This is a genomic window from Limnohabitans sp. MORI2 (assembly GCF_027925025.1).
Lineage (GTDB): Bacteria > Pseudomonadota > Gammaproteobacteria > Burkholderiales > Burkholderiaceae_C > Limnohabitans.
The window spans coordinates 2497192-2514836 of sequence record NZ_AP027058.1 but is presented as its reverse complement, the minus strand read 5'-3'; the positions used below and the strand labels follow the sequence as shown (position 1 = coordinate 2514836).

The window sequence follows — 17645 nt, the reverse complement described above, 5'->3', positions numbered from 1 at the left end:
GAGACACCATGGTCCCACACCTCATCACCGCCCTCACAGGCCCCATCAACGAGCTTGAGCAGCGCATCCTCGATTCCATGCCCGCCATTGAGCGTTGGTTTCGTTTGGAATGGATGGAGCACACGCCCCCGTTCTATACCTCGGTTGACATCCGAAACGCAGGTTTCAAACTCGCGCCGGTAGACACCAACCTTTACCCAGGTGGATGGAACAACCTCACGCCCGAGATGCTTCCGCTGGCGGTGCAAGCGGCGATGGCCGCGATTGAAAAAATCTGCCCCGAGGCGCGCAACCTGCTGTTGATTCCTGAGAACCACACACGCAACACGTTTTATTTGAGCAACGTGGCGCAGCTACAGCGCATCTTTCAGATGGCGGGTTTGAACGTGCGTGTGGGCTCGATCAACCCAGAAATCAAAGAGAACACCACCTTTGAATTGCCCAATGGTGGCAGCGTCACGCTTGAGCCAGTAATCCGTGGCAAATACCGTCTGGGTTTGAAAGACTTTGACCCTTGCACCATCTTGCTCAACAACGATTTGAGTGCAGGCATCCCCGGCATTTTGGAAGATTTGCACGAGCAGCATTTGTTGCCACCGTTGCACGCGGGTTGGAGTGTGCGCCGCAAGAGCAAACACTTTGAATGCTACGAAGAGGTGAGCAAACGTTTCGGCAAATTGCTCGGCATCGACCCTTGGCTCATCAACCCGATGTTTAACCAATGCGGTGAAGTGAACTTTGCCGAAGGCACGGGGATGGAGTGCTTGCAGTCCAACGTGGATGCCTTGCTCACCAAAATCAAACGCAAGTACAAAGAGTACGGCATCAACGAAAAACCATTCGTCATCGTCAAGGCCGACAACGGCACGTATGGCATGGGCATCATGACGGTGCGCGATGTCAAAGACCTTGAAGCCCTCAACCGCCGCACGCGCAACAAAATGAGCGTGGTCAAAGACGGTCAGTCGGTCAACCAAGTCATCATCCAAGAAGGCGTGTTGACACACGAGCAGTTGAACGACGCTGTGGCCGAGCCCGTGGTCTACATGATGGACCGCTATGTGGTGGGCGGCTTCTACCGCGTGCACGCCGACCGTGGTATTGATGAAAACTTGAACGCGCCAGGGGCCAGCTTTATTCCGCTGGCGTTTGAGCAAAGCGCGCACACGCCTCAGCCCGGCATGAAGCCTGGGGCAAGCACACCAAACCGCTTTTATATGTACGGCGTCATTGGCCGCTTGGCCATGTTGGCTGCGAGTTATGAACTCGAAGCCACCGACCCTGAAGCAGAAAACTACGACTGAGGTTCACGATGGATCAACACGGCAAATCGTCGCTTGCGGCACTCACCCTAGGCGCGATTGGCGTCGTTTACGGCGATATCGGCACCAGCGTGCTGTATGCGATGAAAGAGGTGTTTGGATCTGGGCACGTGGAGTTCACACCCGACAACATCTACGGCATCTTGTCCATCTTCTTTTGGACGTTGACAGTCATCGTCTCCATCAAATACGTGGCTTTGGTGCTGCGTGCCGACAACCACGGCGAAGGCGGCTTGGTGGCCATGCTGGCTTTGGCATCGATGGCGGTCAAAGACCGTCCGGTGCTGCGCCACCGCATGCTGATCGTCGGTATCTTTGGCACGTGTTTGTTTTATGGTGACGGTGTCATCACGCCCGCGATTTCGGTGTTGTCTGCGGTGGAAGGTTTAGAGGTGGTGTCGCCTGCCTTTAAGAAATATGTGATTCCACTCACACTCATCATTTTGTTCGGCTTGTTCGCGGTGCAAAAGAAAGGCACCAGCGGCATTGGTAAATTTTTTGGCCCCATCACCGTGGTGTGGTTTGCTGCCATTGCTGCATTGGGCGTCTATCACATCGCGTCACACCCTGAAATTTTGTGGGCCATCAGCCCGCACTATGCATTGCGCTTCATCTTCACTGAACCTGAAGTGACGTTCTTGATTTTGGGCGCGGTGGTGTTGTGTGTGACGGGCGGTGAAGCCTTGTACGCCGACATGGGCCACTTCGGTAAAAAGCCCATTCGTTTGGCTTGGTTCAGCATCGTCATGCCTGCGCTCACTTTGAACTACTTTGGTCAAGGTGCCTTGTTGCTCAACGAGCCAGAAGCAGTGGCGAACCCCTTCTTCAACATGGCGCCTGAGTGGTTGTTGATTCCCTTGGTTGGCTTGGCGACAGCGGCCACAGTGATTGCTTCACAAGCTTTGATTTCTGGTGCTTTCAGCGTGACCAAGCAAGTGGTGCAGCTGGGCTTTTTGCCTCGCTTGCAAGTGCTGCACACCAGCGTGACGGACACGGGTCAGATCTACATCCCGTTTGTGAACTGGGGTCTGTTTGGTGTCATCGTGTTGGCGGTGATGATGTTCAAGTCATCGAGCAATTTGGCTGCGGCTTATGGCATCGCGGTGTGTACCGACATGCTCATCACCACAGTGCTCACTTTCTTCGTGATTCACTACGGTTGGAAATATCCTTTCTGGTGGTGTTTGGCTGCGACGAGTTTTTTCTTCACGGTCGACTTTGTGTTCTGGGCTTCGAACCTCTTGAAGTTGTTCGAAGGCGGTTGGTTCCCCTTGTTGATCGCATCGGTCATCATGATGCTCATGCTCACATGGCGTGAAGGACGCGGCATCTTGTATGAAAAACGCAAAGAAGATGCCTTGGATTTGGAGAGCTTCTTAGAGGCCGTGTTCATGGCTCCTCCCACACGTGTTGAAGGCACGGCCGTGTTCTTGACATCAGGCAAAGGTGCTGTGCCCAACGCCATGTTGCACAACCTCAAACACAACAAAGTGTTGCACCAGCAAAACTTGTTTGTGAACGTGCAAAACCATGAAGTGCCATGGATTGATGAAGAAGAGCGTTTGCAAATCAAAGCCTTGGGTAACAACTGCTGGCAAATCGAAATTCATTACGGTTTCAAAGACGACCCCGATGTGCCTGGCGCATTGAAACACTTGCATGGTTTGGGTTGCGAAGCTAACCCGATGACCACCAGCTACTTCTTGTCGCGCGACAGCATCGTGCCTACCGTGGGTAGCGGCATGTCGGCGTGGCGCGAAAAACTGTTTGCCCAAATGCACCTCAACGCCAGCTCGGCTGCGGACTTCTTGAATCTGCCTAGCAACTCGGTGGTCGAGTTGGGCAGCAAGATCGAAATCTAAGCCATGCAGATCCTCTTCGTTGCAGACCCGCTGTCGTCCTTCAAGATTTACAAGGACACCACCTTTGCGATGATGCGAGAGGCGCAACGTCGCGGCCATCAAGTGTTGGCCTGTGAGCCGCAAGATATGGTGTGGCAAAGTGGTCAGCAGGTATCGGCACGCGTGCAGCAAGTGCGTTTGACCGGCGACGCTGAGCATTGGTTTGAAGTGCAAAGCGTAGAGGAGCACTTCGCGCTCAAAGACGCTGATGCCATCGTCATGCGCAAAGACCCACCGTTTGACAGCGAGTACTTCTACGCCACGCACTTGCTAGAACAAGCCGAGCGCGAAGGCGCCAAGGTGTTCAACAAGCCTGCCGCTTTGCGGGACCATCCCGAGAAATTGGCCATCTTAGAGTTCGCGCAATTCATCAGCCCTACGCTGGTCACGCGCAGCGCTGATGCCATTCGTGCCTTTCATGCGCAACACCGCGACATCATCTTGAAGCCACTCGATGGCATGGGTGGCATGGGCATCTTCCGTGTGAAAGACGATGGTTTGAATTTAGGTGCCATCATCGAAACGCTGAACCGTGATGGTGCACAAACTGTGATGGTGCAAAAGTTCATTCCTGCGATTGACAAAGGCGACAAGCGCGTGCTCGTCATTGGCGGCAAGGTGGTGCCCTATTGCTTGGCGCGTATTCCGCAAGGTGGCGAAGTGCGGGGCAATTTGGCAGCAGGTGGCAAAGGCGTGGCGCAAGCCATTTCTGCACGCGATCAAGAAATCGCCGAAGCCCTTGGCCCTATCCTCGTCAAGCGTGGTTTGCTGTTGGTCGGCTTGGATGTGATTGGGGACTGTCTCACCGAGGTGAATGTGACCAGCCCTACATGTTTCCAAGAAATTTTCGATCAAACCGGATTCGATGTAGCTGCTATGTTCATTGACGCGCTTGAGCAAGCCACGGCGAATGCTGGCTGATGCGTGGCGTGCGAGTGAAAAGCAACTAGCCCCGCAACTCCCCATCCACAAACACCTTCAACTCCCCCGGCGCAAACGGCGTCCACACCTCGTTGGTTGTCAAAGGCGCAGTGACCACCACAGCCACACGGTCATCGGGTGATGCGTGCTCCGCAAAGTTGATGCTCATGTCTTGGTCACTCAAGGTGGCCTTTGAAAACGGATGCTTGCGTTCGATGTAGCAAAGGTGGGTGGAGGCATGGGCCCACAGTGCCTGACCATTCGACAGCAAAAAGTTGAACGTGCCGTGCTTGGCAATTTGCGGCACCAGCTCTTTCAACGTGAGCGTGAGTTCATCAATTGATGGCACCGTGGCGTGTGACTTGGCCATCTCTTGCATCAACCAACAAAATGCCAACTCACTGTCGGTGTGCCCCACGGGTCTGAAGCTGCCGTGCAAACGAGGCGTGTAGTTTTCTAAATTGCCATTGTGCGCAAACACCCAGTAACGCCCCCACAACTCACGTACGAATGGGTGGCAGTTTTCGAGCGACACCACGCCTTGCGTGGCTTTGCGAATGTGCGAAATCACGTTGCGGCTTTTGATGGGGTACTTGCGAATCAACTCGGCCACGGGGGAAGTGCTGGCGGGTAAGTGGTCGATGAAGTGACGTAGGCCACGGTCTTGTTCGGAGCCTTCAAAAAACGCAATGCCCCAACCATCGGCATGATGGTCGGTCACGCCTGCGCGTTGCGCGAATCCGCTGAAGCTGAAGGTAGCGTCTGTTGGGTTTTTGCAGTTCAGACCGAGCAGTTGGCACATGGCGATTCAATCAAACAATCAGAGGACTTGTGGGCGTGGTTGGCGAATGCGCCAAGCCGCTAACAGCGCCAGCATACACACGCATGCCAGCACCAAAAATACTTCGTCAAACGCTGCCAATCGGGTGGCTGAGGTTGCGGTGTTTTTCAAGGAGTCGCCGTGTGCAGCCAGTCGCCATTCCAGCAAGATGCCACACAGGCTCACACCTGCAGCACCACCGAGCATGCGTAAAAAGTTGATCACACTCGCACCTTGCGGAATCAAGCTGCCATCCATGCCGCGCATGGCACCGATGTTGAGTGAGGGCAAGATGAAGCCTAGGCCGACGCGCCCCAAAATGGCGAAGACCACCAGCACCCACAAACCCGTTTGTAAATTCACGGTGAGCATGAGGGCAAAAGAAAGTGCCAACAACACCAAGCCAAAGCTCACCATCAAGTGTGTGGGGTGTGTGCTCGAGTAGCGACCCACAATGGCAATCGTCAAAGCCAACAACAAACCCGATGGCAACAACAAAGTGCCCACGTAGCTCGGTGACAAACCAAGTCCAAGCTGCAAATACAAGGGTAATAAGTAGGTAGAGCCAAACATTGCAATACCGTAAATAAACGCCACAGTGGTTCCCATGGCAAATGGGCGGTGGGTGAACAACGCTAAGTTCATCAGTGGCTTGCCATCATGGCGCGTTTGCACACGTTGCCACATCACAAAGCCTACCGTGCACAACACGGCTGCGCCAATCAAAGTGAGTGAGCCCGTCAGATTGCCGCCGTGCAACATCACCAAGCCATTGAGCAAGCACAACGTGCCCACGGTGGCGAGTGCAAGGCCACCTAAATCAAGCGAAGGTTTGCCGTGGTTGGCGCTCACGCCACCAGGTGCTGTGGTGGGCACATAGCGCATCGCCATCCACAGAGAAATCGTGCAAAACGGCACGACCATGAAGAACAAAGAGCGCCAACTCATCCAGTCCACCAGCAAGCCACCTATGCTGGGGCCTAGAGCGGGTGCCAACACCACGCCCATGCCAAAAAAGCTATTGGCTCGGCCTTGCTCAGAGGTGTCAAACGCACGCAAGATGATGATGGCGGGAATGGGTTGCACCACGCCCGCTGCCAAGCCTTCAATCACACGCGCGGCCAGCACCAAGTTGTAGTCTGCTGACAGCCCGCCTGCGATGCCCGCGCTGAGCAGCACCAACATGCAGCCCATGTAGGTGCTGCGGTAGCCAAAGCGTGCTAACAGCCACGGGGTGGTCAGCATCGAAACAGTCATGGCCACCATGAAGCTAGAGCTCACCCACTGCGCAGACTCTTGACCAATACCAAACTGCAAGCTCATATCGGGAATGCCCACGTTCATGATGGTGGACGACATGATGGCAGCCATCGAGCCAATCATCACGGTGGTCAGCATCAACCAACGGTGACGCGAGCCGTAGCGGCTTTGCAGGTCAGCCAGTGAACCGCGTTCAGCCATGGGCTTCTTTCGTGGCACAGGCTTGGCAAATGCAAGCTTTGTTTTGCGCAGCGGCGGGTACTTTTGCCAACAGCTCGGGCGAAAACGACACGTTCACACACCAGCACTTGGCCACAGGTTGGCCCGTGTTTTTGGCGACTTCCATGGCGCATTGATTGGGTTGGCCGCACAAAGGGCAGGCGCAAGCATCAACAGGGGCCGGTAGGGTTTTTGGCATATCTCAAAGTGTAGCGAAGCGAACAAGGCACAATCACAAACGCCTATGTACGAATTCCCGCCCACGCCAGAGGCCGCCCAGTTGCGGCTTGATCATGTCAGCCCCAAAGACTATGCGCACACGCGCAATGCGCTGGATGGTGCGGTCACGCATTTGTCACCCTACCTCACGCACGGGTTTTTGAGCGTGCCCGATGTGGCCAGTGCCATGTACCACCAGTACCGTGTGGGCGTGCAACACAAGCTCATTTACGAGTTGGGTTGGCGCGAATACTTTCAACACATGCATCACCATTTGGGCGATGGCATTGGGCAGTCATTGCGCGAAGGCGTGTTGCCTGATGCTGAATACAGCACCGAGTTGCCCGAAGACGTGCGCCACGCTTGCACCCGCGTGCCCGTGATCGACAACGCCATTCGCATGCTCTACACCACGGGCTATTTGCACAACCATGCGCGCTTGTGGGTGGCCAGCTACATCGTGCATTTGCGCAAAGTGCATTGGCGCGTGGCTGCCGATTGGATGTACAGCCATTTGCTAGACGGTGACATCGCCAGCAACTACCTCAGCTGGCAATGGGTCGCAGCGACGGGTAGTCACAAGCCATATTTGTTCAATGCGGATACGGTTGAAAAATTCGCCCCCGAAATTTGGCACAGCCGCGGCACATCGATTGATGTGAGTTACGAGCTGATGGAGATCTTGGCGACCAGCCAGGCCACCGTGGCGCAAGTGCGCAAGAACGAATTGGCTTGGGATGAGCCAGCGGTGTTGGCAGAGCCACCCGCTGAGTTGGGTTTTGCAAAACCTGTCGCCGCGGATGTGGCTGGCAAGCATGTATGGCTTGTTCATCCTTGGGCGCTGGCTAATTTGCCAACTGATTTGCCTGAGGATGTGGTGTGTGTCGCGGTCGCGTTTACAGAGCATGCGACGGCGCATCCATGGAATGCCTTGCGCTGGAACTTCGTAGGCGAACGTATGGCGGCACTCACGCCACACCGTTGGTTCGCATCAGCTGAAGAAGTGATGCAGGCGTTGGCTGCTGCACAGAGTGCGCAAACCGTGGCGCATTTGTGCTTGCCAGAATTCACCGAAAGCCAAGTGCAACTGCGACCTGCGCCACGCTTGTTCCGTCACATCGACAAACCGATGGACTCATTCAGCAAATGGTGGGTGCAGGTGAACAAGAATGTGCGGCATTTGCAGCAACTCGTCTATCCCATGCCTACTCGTGGGCCAACGCCCTCAGCGAGCTGAGAGGTGTTTTATTCGCCAGGCGCTGGCGTGACCTTGGTGATGAAGTGCTCTGTTTCGCCAAAGCAAGTGGGCAAGCCACGGTGCTGTTCGTACTCCAACACCACTTTTTGACCAATGTGGGCATTGATTTGATCTGCCACGGCGGTGTCGCGCACGGTGAATTCAAACTTCTCTGGAATGGCAGGCATGACGGCCAAAGCGCGGACTTGCTCGCCCTCCCATGATTTGCAAACCCAGCCTTTGTAAGAGAGCTTTTGCACGTAGCCCACACTTTCGCCTTTGGAGTAGGTGAAGTTGTAGGCAAACAGCAAATAAGCACCCGCTGCAATGACCACGGTTAAAACCAAACCGACGACCGTGCGCAGTGCAAAGCGAATGAGGGTGCTGATGACGTTGGATGACATGGTGTTTGCCTGATAGGAAAAGCTAAATCATAGTGCGCCACGCCCACAAAAAACGGCTCCCGTGGGAGCCGTTTTTTCTTAAAGCCATTCCTTACTAGGCGGTGCCTGCTTTGACTCTCAGGCGCCATGCGTGCAACAAAGGCTCGGTGTAGCCGCTAGGCTGCTCTTTGCCTTTGAATACCAAGTCGAGGGCGGCTTGGTAAGCCGCACCTTTGGCATAGCGACCAGCCATGTTTTGGTACAGCTTGTCGCCTGCGTTTTGCTTGTCTACCACCGACGCCATGCGTTTGAAAGTTTCTTTGACTTCAGCGGGTGTCACCACGCCGTGGTGCAACCAGTTGGCGATGTGTTGGCTAGAAATGCGCAAGGTCGCGCGGTCTTCCATCAAGCCGACGTTGTGGATGTCTGGCACTTTGGAGCAGCCCACGCCTTGGTCTACCCAGCGCACCACGTAGCCCAAGATGCCTTGCACGTTGTTGTCCAACTCTTGTTGTTTCTCAGCAGCTTTCCAGTTGGCCTTGGCGACTACAGGCACTTGCAGCAAATCGTTCAAGAGGCTGTCGCGTACTTTGTTGTAGTCGACCTTCTCCAACTCTTTTTGCACATCGACCACTTTGACTTGGTGGTAGTGCATGGCGTGCAACACAGCCGCTGTGGGGCTGGGCACCCATGCGGTGTTGGCACCTGCTTTGGGGTGACCAATTTTTTGCTTCAGCATCTCGGCCATCATGTCAGGCATGGCCCACATGCCCTTGCCGATCTGCGCCTTGCCACGCAAGCCGCATGACAAGCCAGCCAACACGTTGTTCTTTTCGTAGGCTTGAATCCATGCGCTGGTTTTCATATCGCCTTTGCGCAACATGGGGCCAGCCAACATGGCGGTGTGCATTTCGTCGCCGGTGCGGTCCAAAAAGCCGGTGTTGATGAACGCGACGCGGCTGGCAGCAGCCGCGATACAGGCTTTCAAGTTCACGCTGGTGCGACGCTCTTCGTCCATGATGCCCAGCTTGACGGTGCTGTCAGCTAAGCCCAAAACTCTCTCAACACGGCCAAACAATTCGCAGGCAAACGCCACTTCGGTGGGGCCGTGCATTTTGGGCTTGACGATATACACAGAACCTGTGCGTGAGTTGCGAATGCCTTTTTTGCCGTGGCCTTGCAAGTCGTGCAAAGCGATGGTGGTGGTGATGACCGCGTCCATGATGCCTTCTGGAATTTCGTGCATCGCGCCGTCTTTGCCTTTGTAAAGAATGGCGGGGTTGGTCATCAAGTGACCCACGTTACGAAGGAACAGCAATGAGCGGCCATGCAATTTGACGGGTTGGCCGTCTTTGCCTTTGTACTCGCGGTCGGCGTTCAAGCCGCGTGTGAAGGTCTTGCCACCTTTTTCAACCGTCTCGGTCAAGGTGCCTTTGACGATGCCCAACCAGTTGCCATAAGCCAGCACTTTGTCGTCCGCATCCACCACGGCCACGGAGTCTTCCAAGTCTAGGATGGTGGACAAGGCAGCTTCCACAATCAGGTCGCTCACGCCGGCGGGGTCAGTCGCGCCGATGGCGGTGTTGCGGTTGATTTGCAAGTCGAGGTGCAAGCCATTGTGCACAAATAGCACAGAAGAAGGCTCAGCCATCTTGCCTTGGAAGCCCACGAATTGAGCGGCCTTGGCCAGCTTGGTGGTTTTGCCGCCTTTCAAGGTGACGACCAATTCGCCGTTCACCACAGCGTAGCCAGTGGAGTCGATGTGTGAACCGCTTTTCAATGGCACGGTACGGTCGAGCACAAAGCGTGCGTATTGAATGACCTTCGCGCCGCGCTTGGGGTTGTAAGCGCTGCCTTTTTCACAGCCATGTGTTTCAGGCAAAGCATCCGTGCCGTACAACGCGTCATACAAAGAACCCCAACGTGCGTTGGCTGCGTTCAAGGCGTAGCGTGCATTGAGCACGGGCACCACGAGTTGTGGGCCAGCTTGCAAGGCCAATTCGGCGTCGACGTTCTTCGTTGTCGCTTTGACCTTCTCGGGTTGTGGCACGAGGTAGCCAATCTTTTCCAAGAACTTGCGATAGGCCTTCATGTTTTTGATGGGGCCTGGGTTGGCGGTGTGCCAAGCGTCCATTTCGGTTTGCAGGCGGTCACGCTCAGCCAACAAAGCGATGTTTTTGGGTGCCAAGTCTTGCACGATGGCATCGAAACCTTTCCAGAATTTCTCGCTGCTCACGCCGGTGTCGGGCAACACTTTGGTCTCGATGAATTTGTACAAGTTGGTGGCAACTTGCAAGCTACGTACTTGCGTGCGTTTCGTGGTGTCTTGGCTCATGGTGAGTTCTCTCTGGATAAATCAAAAAGGGGAAATCAGGACGAATCTTATTGGATTGCGCTGTGTGGATTGCATCGCCAGCTTTTGGGCTGTCGTGACAAATTGGTAGGTAATCGGTGTTGTGCGTGCTTTTATTTTTCAGGCGCTAACAAGTGGCCGTGACGCAAACCGCGCCAAGTGCTGAGTGTCAAACCCAAAATCAACAACGATGTGATGGCCAGCAGCAAGGTGGCGGGCATTTGCAGCCAAGCACCGCCGGGGGCATGTGTCATGCGCAAAGTGAGTGAGGTGAAGGCAGCCAAAGGAAAGCTCATGCCCCAGTTGGCCATGCTGAAGGCTTGTTCACGAATGGTGCTGATTTGAGTGATGGCCAGCATCAAGAAGAATGCGCCAACGCCCCACAACATCCACACCAAGGTCAACGGGGCGTCCAGTTGCAACAAACTCAAACCACCAATGGAGGGAGGCACCAAGGTGATGAACCAACTCGGTGCCAAACGTGCAGGCAATGGGCCGGCTTGCGCCAGACGCACAAACATCAAGGTTTGCAGAACCGTCCATAAAAACATGCCGATGCCAAACTGCGCGGTAGCCCAAGTCTCTAAACCAATGCTCACGCCACCCAAGGGGGCAAGGACATTGCCCACCACAGGAATGAAAAACACAGGCGTGAAGGTGGCCCACTGCAGACCACCGTTTTCTGCGTTGTTAAGCCAACGTTCAATGACCCAAACAGTGGCTGCAATTTCCAAGATAGAGCCAACGCACCAGAGGAACGTCAGCGCTGTGTCGAGGTTGCGGTTGGTGCCCCAAAACAAATTGATGCCCAAGCTGGCCAGCAACAAAATAGAAATAGGCAAGGTCGCCATGAATGCATGACGCACGGGGTGGCGCATGTCGGCGACCACGGCATTCGGGTGTGCTTGCAAACGCACGATGCAGGCCAAGCACAACAGCACAAAAATAAATTGCGCAACGATGGCGGCGACCAAGCCCAATCCAAGTGCGGTGTCGCCAAACACATCGGTGGCACGCAGCCAGGCTTGCGACAAACCACACCAACCCATCACCATGGCAAACCAAGCCGGTGCAAGGTACTCAAGAAGCGCAACGGCGCGTGTGATTCGGCTGGGGCGATGCGTAGATGCTTGGGTGTTCATGGCTTGATTTTAGGCGGTGGGGGTGTTTTCGCGCCCGTGGATAATCGATGCATGGACAAACTCAAAGCCTTTGAGTCTTTTGTGTCAGTGGCGTCTAAAGGTAGCTTGACCGCTGCCGCCAAAGCCGAGGGCGTTGCACCCGCCATCATGGGGCGCCGCTTGGACAGCTTGGAAGCCCATTTGGGCGTCAAGCTCTTGGTGCGCACCACGCGGCGCATCACGCTCACACACGAAGGCACGGCATTCCTTGAAGACTGTCAACGCTTGCTGGCCGAGGTGGCCAATGCCGAAGCGAGCGTGAGTGCGGGCGGTCTCAAAGCCAGTGGGCATTTGCGTGTGACAGCACCAGCGGGCTTTGGTCGCCGTCATGTGGCGCCCTTGGTGCCAAAGTTTCACAGCATGCACCCAGATGTGACCGTGTCACTCAATCTGAGCGACCGCGTGGTCGATTTGGCTGCCGAAGGTTTTGACTGCGCAGTGCGCGTGGGTGATTTGCCCGACTCATCACTGGTGAGTGTGCGCATGGCTGACAACCGCCGCTTATGTGTAGCCACCCCCGAATTCATCAAACGCTATGGCACGCCTAAGGTGCCGAGCGATTTGATGCGCTTCAAATGTTTGACCTTGTCGAGTGATGCATCGCAAACCCGTGGCTGGGCATTTCGTGTGCCCGTCAGTGGGAAAGGTCATGAAGGCCCAACCCATGAAGTGATTCACTTGCGCCCCAGTGGCCCCATGGATTGCTCAGATGGACAAGTCCTGCACGATTGGTGCTTGGCAGGCCATGGCATTGCATGGCGCAGCACATGGGAAGTGGAATCGGAAATTCAAAAAGGGCTTTTGGTCCCTGTCTTGGAGGACTTCGCTGCGCCACCCAACGGCATTTACGCCGTGTTTTCGCAACGCAAACACTTGCCGTTGCGTTTGCGTTTGTGGATTGATTTCTTGAAAGACCACTACGGACATGCCAACTACTGGGGTGCTGCAGCATGAGGACACTCTCTGTTTGAGAAATGGTGGCTTTGCGTGATATGCGCACTACATACAAAGCTTACGCTTATTGTTTGATCTGTAGCGGATAAACTCTTTTGCAAACCAAAGTTGCAACATTTGGTGTGACTATTTCAAAGTCTTGCAAATGCGAAAAATTCTTACTCTTCCCTTTTTTCTATTAACAGCCAATTTATGTATTGCAGCGACTTTGAGCTTTGAATGCAAGTTCAATCTTGAGGCCACATCCAGTGGATTGAATAAACAATCCCCGCTTTTCGAGTTGCGATTCATTAGCGATGATGAAAAGAAGTCCGCTTATTTGATGGGTAACAACGGGTCTGCAGAGGTGAAGGCCATTCAAAACGCTGGTGGTATCAGCTTTGTTGAAATCACTACTTCGGGCAACGTCATGGTGACGACGATCGCGAAATCTGGCGAGGCTGTACACAGTAGAAATGCTGTGATGCAGTCTCAGTTGGTTTCATCTCAGTATTACGGTAAATGTGTTGCTAAGTAATAAGCAATGAATGGCCCTGTCGATGAGTATTTAGGCGAAGAGACGCCAAAAGCAAAATTAAGAACAGCACAAGCAGTATTGGGGCTGGCATTCAGATTAAATGTTGAAGTCCAACATGACCGTATTTCACGTGAGTTATTTGACAGAGACGTCGAGATCTTGACAGGAGAGAGAGGAGTTCGATTACCTGCCTACCCTGAAGGCACTAAGCATGACTTGATTCTGGGTATGCACAACCTTGTCTTAATAGCAATTGGTTCAAGTGCATTGACTGCTGATGAGGTCTTAGAGCAGGTTTTTGGCAAGCAAGATAAAGAAGTTAGCCGCCAAGGTCTTCGTGCCGTTGTAAATCAAGTTAGGAATGCTTTTGCGCATTCTCCGTGGCGTCCGAAGTGGCTAATCAAGGAGCACCTTCGTAAGAAATACGAAGTTTATTTGGGTGATCCAGAAGGGATTACTTTTGATGCAACAACGCTTCATGGCAAAGGGTTACAGCCAGAAGACTTTGGTGGTTTAGAGGCTTGGGTCAATATCCTGCGATATTGCGAACAGATCGTGCCAGATGAGCATTGTGTATGAGTGGTAGCTTGCCGCCCCGTAAAATCTAGCCATGCTCCAAGTTAAACAAGAATTGCTGGCCGCCCTGAGCCAAGCCCTCGACGGTTTGTTGCCCGGTTCTGGCAACAAAGCCGCGTTTGAATCCCCCAAGGTCGCCGCGCATGGCGACTACGCCATTACGGCCGCCATGCAGTTGGCCAAGCCCCTCAAGCTCAACCCCCGTCAGTTGGGTGAACAGTTGCGTGATGCCTTGCTGGCCGCGCCCGCCTATCAACAGTGGGTGCAAGACATTGAGATTGCAGGCCCCGGCTTTATCAACATCCGTTTGAAGCCAGCCGCCAAACAACAAATCGTGCGCGAGGTGTTGGCTGCCAAAGAGCAATTCGGTTTTCAAGCTGAAAACGGCCAACGCGTGTTGGTCGAGTTTGTGTCGGCCAATCCCACCGGCCCATTGCATGTGGGTCACGGTCGCCAAGCGGCGTTGGGCGATGCGATTTGCAATTTGTTTGAAACCCAAGGCTGGAACGTCTACCGCGAGTTTTATTACAACGACGCGGGCGTGCAAATCAACACCTTGGCTAAGAGCACACACTTCCGCGCCCAAGGCTTCAAGCCCGGCGACGATTGCTGGCCTGTGGACCCTGAAAACCCAGAGAGCAAAGCGTTTTACAACGGCGACTACATCCAAGACATCGCCACCGATTTCTTGGCGGGCAAAACCGTCAAGTCCGACGACCGCGAATTCACCGCCAGCGGCGATGTGAACGATGTGGACGGCATGCGCGAGTTCGCCGTGGCTTACCTGCGCCACGAGCAAGACCTTGACTTGAAAGCCTTTGACGTCAAGTTCGACAACTACTACCTCGAGAGCAGTCTGTACACCAGCGGCAAAGTGGCCGACGCGGTGAGCCGCTTGCAAGCGGCTGGCAAAACGTACGAGCAAGACGGCGCGCTGTGGCTCAAGTCCACCGACTATGGCGACGACAAAGACCGTGTGATGAAAAAGACAGACGGCACCTACACCTACTTTGTGCCAGACGTGGCGTACCACATCACCAAGTGGGAGCGGGGCTTCACCAAGGTGGTGAACATTCAAGGCACAGACCATCACGGCACGATTGCCCGTGTGCGCGCTGGCTTGCAAGCCGCCAATGTGGGCATTCCCGAGGGCTACCCCGACTACGTGCTGCACACCATGGTGCGCGTGATGCGCGGCGGCGAAGAAGTGAAGATTTCCAAACGCGCGGGCAGCTACGTGACCTTGCGTGACTTGATTGAGTGGACCAGCAAAGACGCCGTGCGCTTCTTCTTGCTGAGCCGCAAGCCCGACACCGAGTACACCTTCGACGTGGACTTGGCCGTGCAAAAGAACAACGACAACCCCGTGTACTACGTGCAATATGCGCACGCGCGCATCTGCTCGGTGCTGCGTGCGTGGGCTGAAAAAGACGGTGGCGATGTGGCTGCGCTCAAAGACGTGGACTTGTCTGCGCTCGAAAGCCCCCAAGCGCAAGCCCTCATGTTGCAACTGGCCAAGTACCCAGCGATGTTGACTGCCGCATCGGCAGACTTTGCGCCGCACGACGTGACTTTCTACTTGCGCGATCTCGCGGCTAGCTACCACAGCTACTACGATGCCGAGCGCATCTTGGTCGACGATGAAGCGGTGAAAAAGGCGCGCTTGGCGCTGGTGGCTGCGACAGCGCAAGTGCTGCACAATGGCTTGGCTGTGTTGGGTGTGTCAGCGCCCGCCAGCATGTAACGAGTGGAGAATTCGCGCATGAATCAGCAGCGTGGCAGCACTTTGATTGGCTTCATCCTAGGTCTTGTGGTCGGACTTGGCGTGGCGCTGGGCGTGGCCATCTACGTCACCAAAATGCCCATTCCTTTCATGACCAAAGGGCAAACACGCACGGCAGACTCTGATGCCGCGGAGGCTGAGAAAAATAAAGACTGGGACCCTAATGCACCGCTGTATGGCAAGAAAGGCGCCAAGTCTGATGAGAGTAAAACCGAGGTCAAGGCAGATCCTAAGCCTGATGCTGCGACCAAGGTGGATGCCAAGAGTGCTGACCCCTTAGGCGATTTGGTGAAAAAGACAGCAGAGCCTAAGCCGGAACCCAAACCGAAATCTGAGCCGAAGCCTGTTGAGGCCAAAGTGCTTGAACCGAAAGCCGCAGAGCCCGGGGCGGAGAATAAATCTGCGAATGCAGACCCGTTTATTTATTTTGTGCAAGCTGGCGCATACCGAACCAATGAAGAGGCGCAAGCGCAACGTGCCAAGACCGCTTTGTTGGGCTTAGACACCAAAATCAGCGAGCGTGACCAAGGCGGGCGTACGGTTTACCGTGTGCGCGTAGGTCCGCTCGACAAAGCCGAAGCCGAACGGGTGCGTGCCAAGCTGGATGCTGCGCACATTGATTCCGCCATGGTGCGGGTACAACGTTAAACACCAAGAGGTAACTTATGAAGCGTCGTGATTTTTCTTTCGCTGCGATCAGCGCTGCTGCCGTGACGAACTTGCCCGTCGTTGTTCACGCACAAGGGCCCGCCCCTGCGAAGAAGCCAGTGGAAGGCACAGATTACTTGCCGCTGGACAAGCGTGTGCCGACCGATGTGGGTGTCGGCAAGATTGAAGTGATCGAATTCTTTTGGTACAGCTGCCCACATTGCAATGCGTTTGAGCCTCAGTTTACCGCTTGGAAAAAAGCTGCCCCGAAAGATGTGGTGATTCAACGTGTGCCCGTGCGTTTTCGCGATGATTTTGAACCTCAACAACGCACGTATTACGTGTTTGAGGCGCTCAACATGGTGGATGCTTTGCATGGCAAGTTGTTCCATGCCATCCATACCGAGCGCCAACAACTCAACACGCCTCAGGCTTTGGCAGCTTGGGCTGACAAGAATGGCTTGCCAGAAAAGAAGTTCATGGAGGCCTACAACAGCTTCGGTGTTGCCAGCAAAGCGCGCCGTGCCACGCAGTTGCAAGAAGCCTTTAAGGTGCAAGGCGTGCCGTCCTTGGGCGTGGCGGGGCGTTTCTACACCGATGGCTCTTTGACGCAAACCATGGATCGTGCGCTGCAGGTGGCCGAGTACTTGATCGGTGAAGTTCGTCGCGGCCGCTAAGTCTTTGTCCGCCTTGCATGGCGGGGTCAGCACGAAAATTGCTTTATTGATGGTTAGAATGCTTTAACTCAACGAGCAATATCCGTGCCTTGACCTCATTTGCTTCTTTCTCACTTGCTTTGCTGATGGCCATTGTGCCGGTAGCGGCGTCGGCGGAAAAAGCAGATCGTGACAAACCCACGCACATTGAAGCCGATAACTTGGTGCACGACGAGCTTAAGCAAGTCAGTATCTTTACGGGACGTGCGGTCATGACGCGAGGCACCATGATCATGCGAGGTGCACGCATCGAGATGCGTGAAGATGCGGATGGCTACCAGTTTGGTGTCATCCTTCCTGAACCGGGCAAACGTGCTTTTTTTCGACAAAAGCGTGAAGGTAACGATGACTTCATGGAAGGCGAAGCCTTGCGCATCGAGTTTGATGGGAAGGCAGATCGGATCACGCTCATTGATCAGGCTGAAGTGCGCCGTTATCGTGGCGCGACGCTCAATGACACCATGCTTGGCAAGCTAATCATTTACGAAAATTTGACCGATGTGTTCAGCATTGATGGCCACTTACCTCAAGACGCTGGCAAGGGTGTTGTGGGTCGAGTCAAAGTCGTTTTAGCGCCGCGCAATAAAACATTGGAAAAACCGTGATCGAAGTGCTCACCCCAACTGATGCAGCAG

The 17645-nt window shown here is 54.5% G+C and carries 17 protein-coding genes; 11 read left to right on the top strand and 6 right to left on the bottom strand.

Annotation, left to right across the window (positions count from 1 at the left end):
• The first annotated feature begins 8 nt into the window (after positions 1 to 8).
• The 3 genes from gshA to gshB are packed head-to-tail and all read left to right on the top strand — an operon-like array spanning position 9 to position 4144.
• Entirely contained in the window at positions 9 to 1304 is a 1296-nt protein-coding gene (gshA, locus tag QMG27_RS12045; protein WP_281811636.1) for a glutamate--cysteine ligase, read from the top strand.
• A gap of 8 nt (positions 1305 to 1312) precedes the next feature.
• Positions 1313 to 3184 carry a potassium transporter Kup gene (locus tag QMG27_RS12040; RefSeq protein ID WP_281811634.1) on the top strand — a complete coding sequence of 624 codons (1872 nt, stop codon included), beginning with the start codon at positions 1313 to 1315 and terminating at the stop codon, positions 3182 to 3184.
• 3 nt (positions 3185 to 3187) lie between these two features.
• The gene (gshB, locus tag QMG27_RS12035; protein ID WP_281811632.1) at positions 3188 to 4144 is read left to right on the top strand and encodes a glutathione synthase; all 957 of its coding nucleotides are present in this window, start codon (positions 3188 to 3190) and stop codon (positions 4142 to 4144) included.
• Positions 4145 to 4169: 25 nt separating this feature from the next.
• On the opposite strand, the gene QMG27_RS12030 is transcribed toward gshB, so the two are convergent.
• The 3 genes from QMG27_RS12030 to QMG27_RS12020 are packed head-to-tail and all read right to left on the bottom strand — an operon-like array spanning position 4170 to position 6570.
• Complete coding sequence (locus QMG27_RS12030; protein ID WP_281811629.1) at positions 4170 to 4946, bottom strand: class II glutamine amidotransferase; 777 nt, start codon at positions 4944 to 4946, stop codon at positions 4170 to 4172.
• An 18-nt stretch (positions 4947 to 4964) separates the two neighbouring features.
• Positions 4965 to 6425, bottom strand: a complete 1461-nt coding sequence (locus QMG27_RS12025) for an MFS transporter (protein ID WP_281811627.1) — start codon at positions 6423 to 6425, stop codon at positions 4965 to 4967.
• Positions 6418 to 6570, bottom strand: a complete 153-nt coding sequence (locus QMG27_RS12020; protein WP_281811626.1) for a cysteine-rich CWC family protein — start codon at positions 6568 to 6570, stop codon at positions 6418 to 6420. Before QMG27_RS12020 ends, QMG27_RS12025 begins: the two co-directional genes overlap by 8 nt.
• Positions 6571 to 6687: 117 nt before the next feature.
• Between QMG27_RS12020 and QMG27_RS12015 the strand changes: the two genes are divergently transcribed.
• Positions 6688 to 7899, top strand: coding sequence for an FAD-binding domain-containing protein (locus QMG27_RS12015; RefSeq protein ID WP_281811624.1), 1212 nt, complete (start codon positions 6688 to 6690; stop codon positions 7897 to 7899).
• Between the two features lie 8 nt (positions 7900 to 7907).
• Here the strand turns inward: QMG27_RS12015 and QMG27_RS12010 are convergent, their stop codons facing one another.
• The 3 genes from QMG27_RS12010 to QMG27_RS12000 all read right to left on the bottom strand — a co-directional run bounded on the left by QMG27_RS12010 (position 7908) and on the right by QMG27_RS12000 (position 11777).
• The gene (locus tag QMG27_RS12010; RefSeq protein WP_281811622.1) at positions 7908 to 8303 is read right to left on the bottom strand and encodes a hypothetical protein; all 396 of its coding nucleotides are present in this window, start codon (positions 8301 to 8303) and stop codon (positions 7908 to 7910) included.
• 94 nt (positions 8304 to 8397) lie between these two features.
• Positions 8398 to 10617, bottom strand: coding sequence for a malate synthase G (locus QMG27_RS12005; RefSeq protein ID WP_281811620.1), 2220 nt, complete (start codon positions 10615 to 10617; stop codon positions 8398 to 8400).
• Positions 10618 to 10748: 131 nt separating this feature from the next.
• Complete coding sequence (locus QMG27_RS12000; protein WP_281811618.1) at positions 10749 to 11777, bottom strand: SLAC1 anion channel family protein; 1029 nt, start codon at positions 11775 to 11777, stop codon at positions 10749 to 10751.
• 51 nt (positions 11778 to 11828) lie between these two features.
• Here QMG27_RS12000 and QMG27_RS11995 point away from each other — a divergent pair, with 51 nt between their 5' ends.
• The 7 genes from QMG27_RS11995 to lptA all read left to right on the top strand — a co-directional run bounded on the left by QMG27_RS11995 (position 11829) and on the right by lptA (position 17615).
• Positions 11829 to 12770: a LysR family transcriptional regulator gene (locus QMG27_RS11995; RefSeq protein WP_281811616.1), complete on the top strand. Its 942-nt coding sequence runs from the start codon at positions 11829 to 11831 to the stop codon at positions 12768 to 12770.
• Between the two features lie 145 nt (positions 12771 to 12915).
• Positions 12916 to 13287 carry a hypothetical protein gene (locus QMG27_RS11990; protein WP_281811614.1) on the top strand — a complete coding sequence of 124 codons (372 nt, stop codon included), beginning with the start codon at positions 12916 to 12918 and terminating at the stop codon, positions 13285 to 13287.
• Positions 13288 to 13293: 6 nt separating this feature from the next.
• Positions 13294 to 13866: a hypothetical protein gene (locus QMG27_RS11985; protein WP_281811612.1), complete on the top strand. Its 573-nt coding sequence runs from the start codon at positions 13294 to 13296 to the stop codon at positions 13864 to 13866.
• A 31-nt stretch (positions 13867 to 13897) separates the two neighbouring features.
• A complete protein-coding gene (gene argS, locus QMG27_RS11980; RefSeq protein WP_281811610.1) occupies positions 13898 to 15607 on the top strand; it encodes an arginine--tRNA ligase in 1710 nt (569 codons plus the stop codon).
• An 18-nt stretch (positions 15608 to 15625) separates the two neighbouring features.
• Positions 15626 to 16294 (top strand): SPOR domain-containing protein, encoded by a 669-nt coding sequence (locus tag QMG27_RS11975; protein ID WP_281811608.1) that lies wholly within the window; start codon positions 15626 to 15628, stop codon positions 16292 to 16294.
• Between the two features lie 17 nt (positions 16295 to 16311).
• Positions 16312 to 16971 carry a thiol:disulfide interchange protein DsbA/DsbL gene (locus QMG27_RS11970; protein ID WP_281811606.1) on the top strand — a complete coding sequence of 220 codons (660 nt, stop codon included), beginning with the start codon at positions 16312 to 16314 and terminating at the stop codon, positions 16969 to 16971.
• Positions 16972 to 17096: 125 nt separating this feature from the next.
• Entirely contained in the window at positions 17097 to 17615 is a 519-nt protein-coding gene (gene lptA, locus QMG27_RS11965; protein WP_281814658.1) for a lipopolysaccharide transport periplasmic protein LptA, read from the top strand.
• Positions 17616 to 17645 lie beyond the last annotated feature (30 nt).

Bases quoted from the DNA above. Each gene is read 5' to 3' on its own strand.
- QMG27_RS12005 (WP_281811620.1), bottom strand. From the start codon at position 10,617: ATGAGCCAAGACACCACGAAACGCACGCAAGTACGTAGCTTGCAAGTT.
- QMG27_RS11975 (WP_281811608.1), top strand. From the start codon at position 15,626: ATGAATCAGCAGCGTGGCAGCACTTTGATTGGCTTCATCCTAGGTCTT.
- QMG27_RS12000 (WP_281811618.1), bottom strand. From the start codon at position 11,777: ATGAACACCCAAGCATCTACGCATCGCCCCAGCCGAATCACACGCGCC.
- QMG27_RS11970 (WP_281811606.1), top strand. From the start codon at position 16,312: ATGAAGCGTCGTGATTTTTCTTTCGCTGCGATCAGCGCTGCTGCCGTG.
- QMG27_RS11985 (WP_281811612.1), top strand. From the start codon at position 13,294: ATGAATGGCCCTGTCGATGAGTATTTAGGCGAAGAGACGCCAAAAGCA.
- QMG27_RS12010 (WP_281811622.1), bottom strand. From the start codon at position 8,303: ATGTCATCCAACGTCATCAGCACCCTCATTCGCTTTGCACTGCGCACG.
- gshA (WP_281811636.1), top strand. From the start codon at position 9: ATGGTCCCACACCTCATCACCGCCCTCACAGGCCCCATCAACGAGCTT.
- lptA (WP_281814658.1), top strand. From the start codon at position 17,097: ATGGCCATTGTGCCGGTAGCGGCGTCGGCGGAAAAAGCAGATCGTGAC.
- QMG27_RS12020 (WP_281811626.1), bottom strand. From the start codon at position 6,570: ATGGAAGTCGCCAAAAACACGGGCCAACCTGTGGCCAAGTGCTGGTGT.
- QMG27_RS12015 (WP_281811624.1), top strand. From the start codon at position 6,688: ATGTACGAATTCCCGCCCACGCCAGAGGCCGCCCAGTTGCGGCTTGAT.
- QMG27_RS11990 (WP_281811614.1), top strand. From the start codon at position 12,916: ATGCGAAAAATTCTTACTCTTCCCTTTTTTCTATTAACAGCCAATTTA.
- QMG27_RS11995 (WP_281811616.1), top strand. From the start codon at position 11,829: ATGGACAAACTCAAAGCCTTTGAGTCTTTTGTGTCAGTGGCGTCTAAA.
- QMG27_RS12025 (WP_281811627.1), bottom strand. From the start codon at position 6,425: ATGGCTGAACGCGGTTCACTGGCTGACCTGCAAAGCCGCTACGGCTCG.
- QMG27_RS12040 (WP_281811634.1), top strand. From the start codon at position 1,313: ATGGATCAACACGGCAAATCGTCGCTTGCGGCACTCACCCTAGGCGCG.
- argS (WP_281811610.1), top strand. From the start codon at position 13,898: ATGCTCCAAGTTAAACAAGAATTGCTGGCCGCCCTGAGCCAAGCCCTC.
- gshB (WP_281811632.1), top strand. From the start codon at position 3,188: ATGCAGATCCTCTTCGTTGCAGACCCGCTGTCGTCCTTCAAGATTTAC.
- QMG27_RS12030 (WP_281811629.1), bottom strand. From the start codon at position 4,946: ATGTGCCAACTGCTCGGTCTGAACTGCAAAAACCCAACAGACGCTACC.